12 protein-coding genes are annotated in these 15,081 nt (G+C 54.6%); all 12 read right to left on the reverse strand.

Annotation, left to right across the window (positions count from 1 at the left end):
- Positions 1–69: 69 nt before the first annotated feature.
- Positions 70–3,570: a DNA polymerase III subunit alpha gene (gene dnaE / locus H616_RS0102210; protein WP_027965888.1), complete on the reverse strand. Its 3,501-nt coding sequence runs from the start codon at positions 3,568–3,570 to the stop codon at positions 70–72.
- A gap of 58 nt (positions 3,571–3,628) precedes the next feature.
- Positions 3,629–4,240, reverse strand: coding sequence for a ribonuclease HII (gene rnhB, locus H616_RS0102215; RefSeq protein ID WP_027965889.1), 612 nt, complete (start codon positions 4,238–4,240; stop codon positions 3,629–3,631).
- Entirely contained in the window at positions 4,237–5,445 is a 1,209-nt protein-coding gene (gene lpxB / locus H616_RS0102220; RefSeq protein WP_027965890.1) for a lipid-A-disaccharide synthase, read from the reverse strand. Before lpxB ends, rnhB begins: the two co-directional genes overlap by 4 nt.
- 8 nt (positions 5,446–5,453) lie before the next feature.
- On the reverse strand, positions 5,454–6,221 hold the full coding sequence (gene lpxA / locus H616_RS0102225) for an acyl-ACP--UDP-N-acetylglucosamine O-acyltransferase (protein ID WP_027965891.1): 768 nt from the start codon (positions 6,219–6,221) through the stop codon (positions 5,454–5,456).
- The gene (gene fabZ / locus H616_RS0102230) at positions 6,218–6,661 is read right to left on the reverse strand and encodes a 3-hydroxyacyl-ACP dehydratase FabZ (protein ID WP_027965892.1); all 444 of its coding nucleotides are present in this window, start codon (positions 6,659–6,661) and stop codon (positions 6,218–6,220) included. The genes lpxA and fabZ overlap by 4 nt, the downstream gene beginning before the upstream one ends.
- Before the next feature lie 168 nt (positions 6,662–6,829).
- Positions 6,830–7,867 carry a UDP-3-O-(3-hydroxymyristoyl)glucosamine N-acyltransferase gene (gene lpxD, locus H616_RS0102235; RefSeq protein ID WP_027965893.1) on the reverse strand — a complete coding sequence of 346 codons (1,038 nt, stop codon included), beginning with the start codon at positions 7,865–7,867 and terminating at the stop codon, positions 6,830–6,832.
- Positions 7,868–7,897: 30 nt separating this feature from the next.
- A complete protein-coding gene (locus H616_RS0102240; RefSeq protein ID WP_027965894.1) occupies positions 7,898–8,386 on the reverse strand; it encodes an OmpH/Skp family outer membrane protein in 489 nt (162 codons plus the stop codon).
- A gap of 22 nt (positions 8,387–8,408) precedes the next feature.
- A complete protein-coding gene (bamA, locus tag H616_RS0102245; protein ID WP_240470517.1) occupies positions 8,409–10,754 on the reverse strand; it encodes an outer membrane protein assembly factor BamA in 2,346 nt (781 codons plus the stop codon).
- Between the two features lie 92 nt (positions 10,755–10,846).
- Positions 10,847–12,202: an RIP metalloprotease RseP gene (gene rseP / locus H616_RS0102250; protein WP_027965896.1), complete on the reverse strand. Its 1,356-nt coding sequence runs from the start codon at positions 12,200–12,202 to the stop codon at positions 10,847–10,849.
- A 39-nt stretch (positions 12,203–12,241) separates the two neighbouring features.
- Entirely contained in the window at positions 12,242–13,480 is a 1,239-nt protein-coding gene (gene ispC, locus H616_RS0102255) for a 1-deoxy-D-xylulose-5-phosphate reductoisomerase (RefSeq protein ID WP_027965897.1), read from the reverse strand.
- Entirely contained in the window at positions 13,477–14,277 is an 801-nt protein-coding gene (locus H616_RS0102260) for a phosphatidate cytidylyltransferase (RefSeq protein ID WP_027965898.1), read from the reverse strand. The genes ispC and H616_RS0102260 overlap by 4 nt, the downstream gene beginning before the upstream one ends.
- Positions 14,270–15,028, reverse strand: coding sequence for a polyprenyl diphosphate synthase (uppS, locus tag H616_RS0102265; protein ID WP_027965899.1), 759 nt, complete (start codon positions 15,026–15,028; stop codon positions 14,270–14,272). Before uppS ends, H616_RS0102260 begins: the two co-directional genes overlap by 8 nt.
- Between the last annotated feature and the right edge of the window lie 53 nt (positions 15,029–15,081).

The following is a 15,081-nucleotide window of genomic DNA, read 5'->3' on the forward strand; positions in this document are numbered from 1 at the left end:
CATAGAATACGGGCATTATCGCACCCTTGAAATCCTGCGCAAGGCAGGTGCTTTCTGCTAAGCCACTTATCACCGGTACGTCAACCGCACACCGTCCTGCCCTTGCACATCTTTCAGCGCCAGTAGCAGCTCATCGGCGGGCATCACTTTCCAGTCGTTGGCCAGCAGCATCCAGCCGCCCGCCTGAGCGTTGCGGTAACGTAACCGCACAGGCAACCCCGCCTCGCTCAGGTGCGGCATCAGGCTGTCACGCAGCTGCTCAACCAGCTTGCCATTCGCCTGACAGCCATTCAGTGAGACTTCTATCGCTTCGCCGAATCGCGCGCGGGCATCTACCATTGGCGTTACTTCTTTGCCGCGCAGCCGCAACCCCCCAGAATAGTCATCACTGGACACTTCTCCTTCAACGATCAATACCTGATCGCCCTCCAGGCGCCCACGCATGGCTTCAAACATTTCGCCGAATAATGATGCCTCAATGCGTCCGGTGCGATCATCAAGCGTAAGAAACGCCATGGTATCACCACGCTTGGACTTCATGGTGCGCATGCCAACAACCAGCCCAGCAACACGCTGGGATTCTCGAGAGGGCTTAAGATCGCTGATTCGCGCCGAAACAAAGCGCGCCAGTTCATTCTCATACTCATCAATGGGATGCCCCGTCAGATACAGCCCCAGCGTATCTTTCTCACCCGACAAACGCTGCTTGTCACTCCACTCACGCGCATCAGCGTAAGGGGCGTACAAATCATCAGCTTCCTGCTCCACGAAAGCATCACCAAACATATCTACCATGCCGATATTTTGGTTGGTCTGCGCCTGAGATGCCGCCTTAAGCGCATCGATTGTCGCGGCAGCAAGAACAGCTCGGCTCGGCCCCAACTTGTCCAAAGCGCCAGAGCGAATCAGCGCTTCTAGCGTGCGTTTGTTCATACGCTTGGGGTCGAGACGACGACAAAAGTCGAACAAATCACTGAAAGGGCCACCCGCCTCACGCGCTTCAACAATGGCACCAATGGGCCCCTCGCCGACACCACGAATCGCTCCCAAGCCGTAGACCACCCGCGCTTGCTCATCAACGGTAAACTTATAGCTGCCCAAGTTCACATCTGGCGGCGTTACCGTCAAATTGAGCCGGCGACAGTCCTCAATCAGAGGAACCACCTTGTCAAGGTTGTCCATCTCAGTGGACATAACCGCCGCCATAAACGGGCCAGGGTAGTGAGCTTTGAGCCAGGCAGTCTGATACGAGACTAGGGCATACGCAGCCGAGTGCGACTTGTTAAAGCCGTAACCAGCAAACTTTTCTACCAGGTCAAAAAGGTTGCCTGACAATTCACTGGTGATGCCGTTAGCCGCACACCCTTCCATGAAACCGGCGCGTTGCTTAGCCATTTCTTCAGGCTTTTTCTTACCCATGGCGCGACGCAGCATGTCGGCCTGCCCCAGAGAATAACCCGCCATCACCTGGGCAATCTGCATCACCTGCTCCTGATACAGAATAATGCCGTAAGTTGGCTCAAGCACTGGCTTGAGTAACTCATGCTGATACTCAGGATGCGGATAAGCGACTTCAGCGCGGCCATGCTTGCGGTTGATAAAGTCATCAACCATCCCCGACTGCAACGGACCAGGGCGAAACAGCGCCACCAAGGCAATCATGTCGTCCAGCGAGTCCGGCTGCAGGCGCTTAATCAGTTCCTTCATGCCCCGCGACTCAAGCTGGAAAACTGCCGTCGTGTCAGCTTTCTTTAACATCTCAAACGTTGCCGAATCATCCAGCGGTATGGCATCAATATTCAGCGGTGCCTGACCCTGCGTCGCGCGCACCTTATCGACCATTTCAAGCGCCCAGTCGATGATTGTCAGCGTTCGCAGGCCGAGAAAGTCAAACTTGACCAGTCCTGCTTCCTCGATGTCATCTTTATCAAACTGCACCACCAGCCCTGAGCCATCTTCATCACACAACAGTGGCGCGAAGTCAGTCAGTCGAGTTGGGGCAATCACCACCCCACCTGCGTGTTTTCCAGTACCTCGAGTAGTGCCCTCAAGCTTGAGCGCCATCTCCCAGATTTCTCCGGCTTCCTCGTCGTCGTCGACAAACTCCTTAAGTGCCGGCTCAGCCTCGATCGCTTTGGCAAGGGTCATGCCAACCTCGAAAGGAATCAGCTTGGACAGCTTGTCGCCCAGTGAATACGGTTTTCCCTGCGCTCTAGCTACGTCGCGCACGACCGCTTTAGCAGCCATGGTGCCAAACGTAACAATCTGGGAGACGGCATCCCGTCCGTAGCGCGTGGCCACGTACTCAATCACCCTGTCGCGCTTTTCCATGCAAAAATCGACATCAAAGTCAGGCATCGATACCCGTTCAGGGTTGAGAAAGCGCTCAAACAGTAGGTCATAGCCGATAGGGTCAAGATCCGTAATTTTTTGGGCATAAGCCACCAGTGAACCTGCGCCCGAGCCACGCCCAGGCCCGACAGGAACACGGTTGTCCTTAGCCCACTGAATAAAGTCCATTACGATCAGAAAGTAACCGGGAAACCCCATTTGGATAATGACATTAAGCTCAAAATCCAGGCGTTCGTGATAGCGTGCTTCTATGTCGGCATATTGCTGACCGTCTCTCGGGTACTCGGCAGCAGGAAACAGGACATCTAGCCGCTCAGTCAGCCCGCGATACGACACCTCGCGGAAGTAGTCATCCAGCGTCATGCCTTCGGGAATCCCGAAGTCAGGTAAAAAAATCTCACCCAGCCGCACCTCGACATTGCAACGGGCGGCAATCATCACGCTGTTTTCTATCGCTTCGGGAATATCAGCAAACAACTCCGCCATTTCCTGTGGCGACTTGAAGTACTGCTCTTCACTGTAGAGCTGTTCGCGGCGTGGGTCGTCCAGCGCTTTGCCCTCACCAATCGCAACCCGGGTTTCATGCGCCCAGTAATCATCACGCTCAAGGAAGCGCACATCGTTGGTCGCCACCACTGGCGTTGCAGTTTGCTCTGCCAGCATCACCGACAGGTGAACACAATCTTCTTCCAGTGACCGTCCCGTGCGAGTCAACTCTAGGTAATAACGACCAGGGAACGCCGCCTTCCAGCTTTCCAGCAGCTCCTCTGCTTCTACCCTGTGGTCACTAAGCAGATGGCGACCCACATCACCTTCGCGCCCACCAGACAGCACAATGAGCCCTTCACTCTGGGCCAATACCCAGTCGCGCTGCAACAACGCACGACCCCCTTGCTGACCTTCTGTCCAGCCGCGAGAAATCAGCTCAGTAAGGTTTCGATAGCCGGTGTTATTCATCGCCAGCAAAGTAATGCGATACGGCCGCTCCGAGTCATACGCATTGGCCAGCCACAAATCGCTACCAATTACCGGCTTGAGACCTGCCGACTGAGAGCCACGATAGAACTTAACCAGCCCAAAAAGATTCGTTTCATCAGTCAATGCCAGCGCCGGAGTCCCGTGCGTCAGTGCCATTTTGACCAACGGCTTAAGACGCACCAAGCCATCAACCAAGGAAAACTCACTGTGAACGCGCAGATGAACGAAGGGGGTTGTCATAGAACACTCAATGCAGACAGATAGTGGGTAATACCGCGCCAAAAGAGCAAACGCGTGGTTACAACAAGTTCTGTTGGCGCTTCACTGGCCCGAAAGACTGTCGATGTTCCGGCAATGGGCCAAGTCGCTCAAGTGCCGCCAGATGCTCGCGGGTCGGATAACCTTTATGGCGGGCAAAACCATAGCCAGGATATTTTTCATCCAACACCAGCATGTCCGCGTCTCGAACGACCTTAGCCAGAATCGAAGCGGCGCTGATCGCTGGGTGCCGCAGATCACCCTTGACCACAGCCTGCCCCGCAACAGCATGCCCAGGTAGCCTATTGCCATCGACCAACAGGTATTCAGCACCCGGTGACAGCCCATCAATGGCACGCCGCATGGCTAAGTGAGTCGCTTGATAGATATTGATCTGATCAATTTCCTGAGCGCTGGCCTGCGCAACAGAAAACGCCAGCGCCTGCTCACGAATCTGAGCCGCTAGCGCTTCTCGGCGTTTCGGTGAGAGTTTCTTAGAATCGGTCAGCCCCTCGATGGGTTGCTGCGGGTCAAGAATAACTGCGGCTGCCACGACCGAACCAACCAACGGCCCTCGGCCCACCTCGTCGACGCCAGCAAGCAAGCTGCCATAGTAGTCAATTACCAATGGTGGAAAATCTAATTCATTCATGAGCGCGACTCCTGGCCAGGCTCGGCTTGCTCTACCAAGGCATCGGCACGAACACTTGGCGGCAGCGACTTACCGGCAATCAAGGCGTCAATAGCATCACAGGCACGCCGACTCGCATCTCGACGTAGCTCTGCGTGCATGGTGGCAAAACGCCTTTCTAATGCTGCGCGCCCTTCGCTGTCGTCAAGCAGACGGCCAAGCTCAGCAGCAATCGCGTCAGCACTGGCCTTTTCCTGAATTAGCTCCGGCACCAACGACTCACGAGCAATCAGGTTCGGCAGTGATATCCACTCCGTTTTGACCAAACGGCGGGCAAGCCAGTAGGTCGCAGGTGCCATGCGATAAGCGACTACCATCGAACGGTGACATAGCATGGCTTCCAGCGCTGCGGTACCCGAAGCCAGCAGTACCACGTCGGCAGCCTCCATAGCCTGCCAGGAGCGGCCATCTACTAGCAACAGACGCTCGGCCAACATCGGGCGATCAACGAGCATACCGTTAAGCTGGGCACGACGCTCAGGCGTGGCTGCTGGCACAATAACCTGCAGCGTCTCGCGCTCCCGGCAAAGCTTCTCGGCAGCATCAAAAAATGTCTGCCCCAAAAAACGGACCTCACTGGCCCGCGAACCGGGAAGCAGTGCCAATACCGGCGTCTCTGCGTCAAGCCCCAGCACAACCTTAGCCGCGGTTCGGTCGTTAAGCAGCGGCAACTCATCCGCCAGCGGGTGCCCGACGAAGGCAACCGGCACCTGATGACGCGCATAAAAAGCAGCTTCAAACGGAAGAAAAGTGAGCATGGCATCTACCGAGCGAGCAATACCCTTGACCCGCCCCTGCCGCCAGGCCCATACCGATGGGCTAACATAATGGGCGGTGGTAATGCCGGCGTCACGCAGTTGGCGCTCCAGCCCCAGATTAAAATCCGGCGCATCAATGCCAACCATAATATCGGGTTGCCAAGCCAACGCATCACGTCGCAGGTGGCGACGTACGCCAATTAACCGCGGTAGGTGCTTGATGACTTCAACCAGCCCCATGACCGACAAGGTTTCCAGTGGGTACAGGCTATTCATGCCTTCAGCCGCCATGCGCGGGCCACCTATGCCACGGAACTCAGCATCTGGGTAACGCGCCAGCATGGCACGCATCAAACCAGCGCCGAGGATATCGCCAGATAACTCGCCTGCCACCAGATACACACGCATGATCGGCCTCAGCGAATGATGCCGCGCGTTGAAGCCTCAATAGAAGCCAGAAAAGCTTCCGTTTCAGCCAATGAGTAGCGGGCTCGAATTTCGCTGACGGCCTGCTCGGTAGTTAACCCTTGCCGATAAACCAGCCGATAAGCCTCGCTAAGTGCGCGAATTGATTCATTGCTGAAGCCACGACGCCGCAGACCAACCAGGTTCAGGCCATGAGTACGGGCCGGATTGCCATTGATCATCACAAACGCAGGTGTGTCCTTGGTGATGATTGAGCCGCCACCAGCCATGGCGTACTCACCAAAATGACAAAACTGATGAATTGCCGACAATCCGCCAACAATAGAAAAATTACCCAGTTTAACGTGACCGGCAAGAGTCACCTGATTCGCCAGGATGCAATCGTCACCGATCACACAATCATGCCCAACATGAACATAGGCCATGAACAAATTACGGGAACCAATCGTCGTCTCACCACGGTCCTGAACTGTACCTCGATGCAGCGTAACGCCTTCGCGGATGACGTTATCATCACCCAACACTAAGCGTGTGGGCTCACCTGCATACTTTTTGTCTTGGCAGTCTTCTCCTACCGACGCAAACTGGAAAATCCGCGTACGCTTCCCCAGCACAGTTGGGCCTTTTATCACCACATGCGAATGAATCCGCGACCCAGCACCTATCTCAACGCCAGGACCGATCACCGTAAAAGCACCCACTTCTACATCATCGGCAAGCCGGGCGCTGGGGTCTACTATGGCCGTAGGGTGGATCAAGCGACCTTCCTCTCGGCACAGATAATTTCTGCCTCACAGGCCAGTTCGCCATCGACACTGGCACGACAGGCAAACTTCCAGATTCCTCGCTTTTCACGAATAACATCTGCACGCAGCTCAAGTCGGTCGCCAGGCATCACTGGGCGCTTAAAACGCACGTTATCGCTACCCACTAAGTAATAAACATAGCCATCAGCAGGCAGCTTGTTAACCGTTTTAAAACCTAGAATGCCACACGCCTGAGCCATGGCCTCAACTAAAAGCACGCCCGGCATAATGGGGTGGTGTGGAAAATGCCCGTTAAAAAAAGGCTCATTAATGCTGACATTTTTGTAGGCTACGATGGACTCGCCGAGCGTCAGCTCCGTTACCCGATCGACCAGCAGAAACGGATAGCGATGCGGCAGGTACTCTCGAATTTCATTGATATCCATTACCATCGTTACAACCTCGACAAATGACTGAGCACCTGGCACTCGAAACAAAAACCAGCAGCCAAGTATAATAAAGCCTAACGTGACGCACTATACGCTACTGTCAGAACATGTTCACCGACACTGACTACTAGCCGGTTTCAGAGCTTCAGTAACACCTGATTTTTATACTATTCAGGTATTGTGAACTTCTTTTTCTAAACGCTTCAGGCGGCGAGCCATATCATCAAGTTGCTTAAAGCGCACAGCATTACGCCGCCACTGAGCATTGTTCATCGCACCAGTGCCTGATGAGTACACACCCGGCTCAAGGATTGAGTTAGTCACAAGGCTCATGCCCGTTACTTGAACACCATCCGCAATCGTTAGGTGACCAGATAAGCCAACGCCACCACCCAGCATACAGTGCCGACCGACCTTCGTAGAGCCGGCAATCCCAACGCATCCAGCCAGTGCGCTATGGTCACCAATCTGCACGTTATGAGCAATTTGCACCTGGCTATCGATTTTCACGTCATTGCCAATCACGGTGTCATCCAGCGCACCACGATCAATGCTGGAACAGCTACCGACTTCAACATCATCACCCAAGACAACGCCACCTAACTGGGCAATTTTATGCCACCTTGCTCCGTCATGAGCAAAGCCGAAGCCGTCCCCCCCAATGACACAGCCACTATGCAGAATGGCTCGCTCCCCCACAATCACGCCATGGTAAAGCGTGGCGTTAGCATGAAGCCGTGAACCGGCACCCACCTTACAATCAGCACCAACTACACACCCTGGCCCGATAACGACACCGTCACCCAGCTCAGCACCACGTTCAACAACGGCATTAGCTCCAATGCAGACGTCTTCACCTAACAGCACATCTTCCGCCACTACAGCGCTAGAATGGATACCTAGAGCGTTATTGGCCAGCTGTGGTGCCAGCAGCAAGGAAAGGTCGGCATACCCCAGATAGGGGTTATCCAGCGCCAGCGAGTCAACGGGGCACTCCGCAACATACTGCGGATGCAGCAACACAGCCGCCGCTCGCGTGCCGGCTAAATCCCTGAGATAGGCACGATTAGACATAAAGGCGACCTGGTCAGGCCCGGCGTCTTTCAACGTCGCCACACCACGGACACGGCGCTCGCCGTTTCCTGTCAGGGTCGCCCCCAAATGCTCAGCCACATCTGCCAGCGTCAAGCACGGAGAATCATGTTTCATGGGGTACCGCTGCCTCGCCTCAGCTATCGCTTAATTGAGCGACTCGATGATCTGTGTCACTTCAGTGGTCATATCAGGCAGCTGCTGGTTGCTGTTAAGCACCCCTTCTGTATCTACCAAAACATCGATGCCGTGGCGGTCGATCACTTGCTGAACGGCCTGATTCATCTTACTTTCAGCACTTTGCAGGAAACGCTCTTCTGCTTGTTGCCTAGCCTCAAGAATTTCAATACGTAGCTCATCAAAACGCTGGGCTTTACGCTGAAATGCCTGAATATCGGCTTCACTAGGCTGGGCATTCTGAAAACGTTGCTGCATGCTTTCCAGTTCTGAGCCTAACGCTTCCGCTTCCTGTTGGCTGCTACTCGTCTGGTTACGAAACTGATTCGTCGACTGCTTTGCAGCGCTGGTGTCCATCAACGCCTTGCGCCAATCGAGAGTTGCCACTTCGGCGGCCATTACCGACTGAGCCGTCACGCCCAGCAGACCTAGGCACATCACTACAATTAGTTTACGCATGCATCAAACTCCATGACAAAGTTCAGAATGTCTGGCCCAGTGAGAACTGGAACACTTGGGTATCATCGCCGCTTTTCTTATTAAGGGGCTTGGCAAAGCTGAATGTCAGTGGCCCAACTGGCGTCAACCAGGAAAGTCCGACACCCGCACTATAGCGAAGTTCACCAAGGTCAACCCCTGACTCGCAACTCTGGCGTCCACGATCCTCTGGCATCACCTTGTAACATGAGGTCAGGAACGTGTTACCACCATCGACAAATAGCGACGGTTGAACTGAACGCTGGTCATCGACAAAGGGCATTGGGAAAATCAGCTCTGCGCTGCCCTGGAGCATCACGTTACCGCCCATGGTGGTCACACCACCATTACCTCGAGGCGTAGTACGCGGCCCCAGTGTGCTTGAGGTATAACCGCGCACAGAGCCTAAACCACCTGAGAAAAAGTTCTCATAGAAGGGGTAGGGGTCACTGCCAATGCTATCCCCATAACCTGCTTCAGCACTGAGCTTCAGGGTCCAGGACTGCTCTTCGTTGAAGGGGAAGAAATGGCGCGCCTGAGCTCGCATTTTATAGAACTGGGCGTCGGAGCCGGGCACCGTGGTTTCCATAGAAAGACGCTGATAGTTACCCGCTGTTGGCATAATGCCGCGGTTAAGGTCGTTGCGCGTCCAGCTGGCCGACACCCTAAACGAGTCAGCTCTGCCCCCCTGATCCTGAACGTAGCGCTCAATCTCAGACGGCGTATCTTGATACGTTTTTACCTTAAGACTCTCAACATCAGCACCAAAATTCAGGCGTGTAATTTCATTGATTGGATAACCGAAGTTAATCCCGCCACCAATGGCATCCGTAGAGTAGGTAGAAATATCAGAATCTTCGTAATTGGTCTCACGGTAGAACAGATGATAACCCCGCGAGATGCCATCTAACGTCCAGTACGGGTCGGTAAAACCAAAATTAACACTGGTGTAGTTATCGCTGCGCTGCGCGCCAATATTTACTCGGTTACCGGTACCAAGGAAGTTATCCTGAGCCAGGGAGGCACCGTAGATCACACCAGCACTTTGAGAATAACCAATACTGGCTGATACTGAGCCAGATGGCTGCTCCTCGACGGTATAGGTCACATCCAGCTGATCCCCGGCACCGGATACCGACTCAGTTGTTACCTCAACCTGCTTGAAGAAGCCTAGCCGCTCAAGGCGCTGACGAGACTGAGCAATCGCTTCGGTGGAGGCAGGTGCACCCTCCATCTGGATCATCTCACGACGCAACACCTCATCCTGAGTTGTGGTATTACCCACAAACTCAATGCGCCGTACATAAGCACGTCGCCCAGCATCTACCGCAAAGGTCAGGTCAACAGTATCTCCACTCGCACTGACCTCGGGAATACCATTGATCTCAGCAAACGCAAAACCTTCCGCCCCCAACCGCGAACGAAGCGCCTCAGAAGATGCTGTCACATCACTGAGGGAAAAGATTTCGCCGCTCTGAACTTGAAGCAGCTCTCTGGCCTCTCGCTCGGAAATACGCATGTTACCGGCAAAGCTGATATTTCCCAGCCGATATTGCTTACCTTCGGTAACATTGACAGTAACAAAAATCTGCGACTTGTCTGGGCTAATCGACACTTGCGTCGAATCAACATTAAAGTTGACGTAGCCACGGTCGAGATAAAAGGAGCGCAGACGCTCTAAGTCACCTGACAGCGCCTGACGCGAATATTTATCATCAGAGAACCAGCCAAAGAACCAACCGGGTGTATCTTCCAACTCAAATACATCTCGCAGGGTGTCATCATCAAACGCTTTATTCCCCACAATATTAAGTTGGCGAATACGTGCGACGGCACCCTCATCGATTTTGATATTAACCTGGACCCGGCCAGCGCCTGCAGGCTCAACACTGGTTTTTATCTGAGCGCTGTAGCGCCCCTGAGCCTGGTATACCCCAGCCAGCTCACGCTCAAGCTCTTCTAGCGTTGAAAGCTGCAGCACCTGTCCTTCATCGAGCCCAGCCTCACGCAAGCCATTACGCAAATCGGTGTTAGAGATCTGCTTATTGCCTTCGATATTCAGACGAGAAATCGTCGGGCGCTCTTCAACCTCGATAATCAGTACATCTCCCTCACGGGCTAGACGTACGTCATCAAACAACCCTGTAGCAAACAACTGACGTGCAGCAGCAGCTAGCTGTCGCTCATCAACTGTCTGACTGGCGTTGACAGGAAAGGCGTTGAACACTGAGGCAGCAGAAACCCGCTGCAGGCCTTCCACACGAATATCCCTGATCGCAAAGGGGTCCGCCTGTGCCGCACTGGCACTGGCCAGCAGCACAGCTGCCAGTCCGATGTTCTTGATCTTCATGCAGTCGATTCGCTCAAGTTGATCTGCCTACCCATTTTTCTGACAGGCACCTTATACATTTGTGTGGTCTGCTGACAAGACTTCGCAACAGCCTACCACAATCGCATCACATCGAAATACAACGCCATAAGCATCAGCGCCCCAACGAGGGCAATACCAATTCTCAGGCCTACGTCTTGAATCCGCTCAGAAACCGGTTTTCCACGCACCGCTTCAGCCAGGTAAAACATTAGGTGCCCCCCATCCAGCATCGGGATCGGCAACAGGTTCAACACACCCAAGCTGATAGATAAGTACGCCAAAAAGCTAACAAATCCCTCGAAACCAGAACGCGCAGAGTCACCCGCGATACGCGCAATCGTAATGGGGCCTGACAGGTTGCTGGGAGAAATCAACCCCACCAGCATCTTGCGAATGGCACCCAAGGTCAACAGCGTCATTTCACCGGTCCGCTGAGCAGCTTGCCCCACCGCTTCAATCGGCCCATAGCGAATATCCCGCAACGCTGAAGACGGCCAGTTTACCGCCTCAACACCAGCACCGATATAGCCGACCCTTTGTTCACCATTGGCTTTTTGGCCTGGTACCACATTAAGAAAGCGCACGTCGCCATCACGCTCGACCTCAAACGCCAACTCACGGCCTGGGCTCGCCTGAATGCGCTGAACAAGATCGCTCCAGTCAGCCACTGGCTCGCCATCAACCCGAAGCACTCTATCACCTACGGCCAACCCTGCTTGCTGTGCTGGCTCGTTATCCAACAGCTGCCCGATAACCGCTGGCACATCCGGACGCCATGGCTCCACCCCAAGGCTCTGCAGCGGCCGAGGCGGATCTTGACCAACCAGCCAGTTGTCCACCGGCACCAAATAAGAGCGCGTTACTTGGCTATTTTCGCTTCTCGCCTCAACATCCAACGTGCCAACCGCGCCAATGCTGGCGATCAGCTTGAGACCCACATCTTCCCAACTACGCACCACCTCGCCCTGAACTGCCGTAATCTCCTGCTCTGCCTGCAGGCCGGCTTGTTCAGCGGGCGAACCAGGAGTCACGTGGCCGATAGCGGGCACCACAGCAGTGGTTCCCACCACAAACACTAGCCAATACGCCACGATGGCCAACAAAAAATTCGCTACGGGACCTGCAGCAACAATAGCAATTCGCTGCCAAACATTTTTGCGGTTGAATGCCTGATCCAGCTCGGCAGGATCGACCTCTCCCTCACGCTCGTCCAGCATTTTGACATAACCACCAAGCGGGATGGCAGCTACAGCAAATTCGGTACCATGGCGATCATAGCGAGACCATAAAGGCCGACCAAAACCGACTGAAAAACGCAGTACTTTGACGCCACAGCGCCTCGCCACCCAGAAGTGCCCAAACTCATGAAATGTTACCAACAGGCCAAGCACTACGATTACAGCCAGCACGTTCTGGATCAGACTCACGCCGCTCTCCTGTCAGGTTGCATTATAAGTAAAGCTGAATTAATAAGACGGGCATTGGCGCAACCAAACTTGCGCTTCATGACGCGCCCGGGCATCAGCGTCCAACACGGCGTCAAGCTCTGTCGCTGCGACTACCGGACACGCATCAAGCACTCGAGCAACCAGCTCGGCAATGCCACCAAACCCAAGCCTGCCGTCAAGAAACGACGCCACGCCCACTTCATTAGCAGCATTCAACACTGCCGGTGCTGTTCCACCCGCCTGCATTGCGTCTCTCGCTAGGCGCAAACATGGAAACGCCTCGTCATCTGGCGCCTCAAAGTCCAGCCTGGCCACTTCGAACAGATCCAGTGGCCTGACGCCCGCATCAATCCGCTCAGGCCAAGCTAAGCCATAAGCAATCGGAGTGCGCATATCCGGATTACCCAGCTGTGCCAATACCGAGCCATCGCTGTAAGCCACCATGGAGTGCACCACACTCTGAGGATGAACAACCACCTGAACCTGCTCAGGGCGCGCATCAAACAGCCAGCAGGCCTCAATTAGCTCCAACCCTTTATTCATTAACGTGGCGCTATCCACGGATATTTTGCGCCCCATGCTCCAGTTAGGGTGAGCACACGCCTGATCTGGCGTCACAGCAGCCAGTGCGTCAGCACTCCAACCACGAAAAGGGCCGCCCGATGCCGTTAACAGCAACTGCGTTACACCGCTCTGCGCTATACCATTTTTCGCCAGGCGCTGCTCTTGGCTGCGTGCAGCTTCGCGTCCACCACACAGCCCAGCAGGTAGACACTGATAAATAGCATTATGTTCAGAATCAATGGGCAAAAGCGTTGCCCCATGTTGCGCCACTTCATCCATAAGCAGCGCACCAGACATCACCAAAGCTTCTTTGTTAGCTAACAGTACACGCTTACCCGCACGCGCTGCCGCCAACGTCGGCAAAAGCCCAGCAGCACCAACAATGGCCGCCATAACGACATCGACCTCAGCTGCTGCACTCACATCAACTAAGGCCTCAGCCCCATACTGTACGTCTGTGAACACCCCCGCCGCACGTAATGCATTGCGCAGCCAAGTCGCATCAGCCTGCGTCTCAATCACAGCAATTTGTGGTTGATGGCGCAAGCAAGCACTCAACAGGGCATCTCTTGAACGATGCGCCGTCAACGCATATACGCTGTAACGTTCAGGGTGGCGAGCAAGAACATCAAGCGTGCTGGCACCAATAGAGCCGGTGGCACCGAGCACGGTAACGGCAAGGCGCTGGCTCATGAACCCAACACCTTAAACAGCGCAAACAAAGGCGCGGCTGCGGTAAGGCTGTCGATACGATCTAACACCCCACCATGCCCGGGCAGTAGGTTGCTGGAATCTTTAATGCCACGATAGCGTTTGAGCATGCTTTCCAACAGATCACCCAATACTGAAGCAAATGACACCACAACCGTCGCTACCAACAACAGCAAACCGCCAATCAATCCTAGATTCATGCCCACGGCAAACCCGATCGCCAGCAAGGCCGTTAACGCCGCCCCGCCAAACACGCCCTCCCAGGACTTGCCGGGACTCACGCTCGGCGCCAGCTTCCGTTGCCCGAAAGCACGACCAACAAAATACGCGCCAATATCCGCACTCCACACAACTAGCAGCACGTAAAGCAGCCAAATCGCGCCCTGCTCGCGCAATACGTTAAGCCCAACCCAGGCAGAAACCAGCACCCATAACCCCATCAGCAGGCGCACGGCCATACTGCTCCACTGCCCCACTCGCCGAGGGTAACTAATCACCCAGTACAGGTTTACCAGCCACCCAACAGCAGCAACCCAAAGGGGCCAAGCAGCCAGCACGGCGCCGCTGGAATACATAAAAAACAACACCAACGCCATGGCGGCAGCGACTAGAGCGCGCTTTCCAGCGGATGACAGCCCTGCCAGGTTGGCCCACTCCCAACTTCCCAGCAGCACAACAGCCGCGGTAAACGCCGTAAAAGCATTACCGGACAGTACAAAGAGGCCAACCCCCGCCACCACGAATAACCACAAAGCCGTCACGATACGTTGTTTAAGCATTGGCGCCCTCTACCTGGTCATCCGTTCTGCCAAAGCGGCGCTTACGTCCGGCAAAGTCCAGCAATGCCGCATCGAAAGCATCAGCCCCGAAGTCTGGCCATAGAACTGACGTAAAATAGAGCTCGGCATAGGCCATCTGCCAAAGCATGAAATTAGAAATCCGCTGCTCTCCGCTAGTACGGATGCACAGATCAACCGGCGCATCAGACGCCAGACACATTGACTTCCCTAAGCAGGCTTCATCAATATCTTGCGGGCTTATCTCACCATCAGCGACACGCTCAGCCAAACGACGCGCAGCGCAGGCAATATCCCACTGCCCCCCATAGTTAGCAGCAATCACCAGATGCAAACGGGTGTTGTCAGCCGTTAGCTCTTCTGCTTTGTCGATATGCTTACGCACAACACTGGGAAGCCCATCGCGATCGCCAATAACTGACAAACGAATGCCATAGCGATGCAGCTTTTTCACTTCACGCTGTAGCGCCAACTGAAACAACTGCATTAACGCCTCAACCTCGGCGGGCGGACGACGCCAGTTTTCACTGGAAAAAGCAAACAGCGTGAGCGTTTCAATTTCTTGCTCAACCGCACGACGAATCACCGCGCGCACTGCCTCAACTCCCGCGTGATGCCCACGAATCCCAGACTGTCCACGTGACTTAGCCCAGCGATTATTGCCATCCATGATGATGGCGACGTGACGCGGTTTTGATCCCTCAGACAGAAGGTCTGGTGTCGATGACGTCATGGTGCCTCACATGGCGGATCAGTATCAGATAAAACAGCAGCAGCACAATGCGC

The organism is Halomonas halocynthiae DSM 14573 (genome assembly GCF_000425725.1).
Lineage (GTDB): Bacteria > Pseudomonadota > Gammaproteobacteria > Pseudomonadales > Halomonadaceae > Halomonas > Halomonas halocynthiae.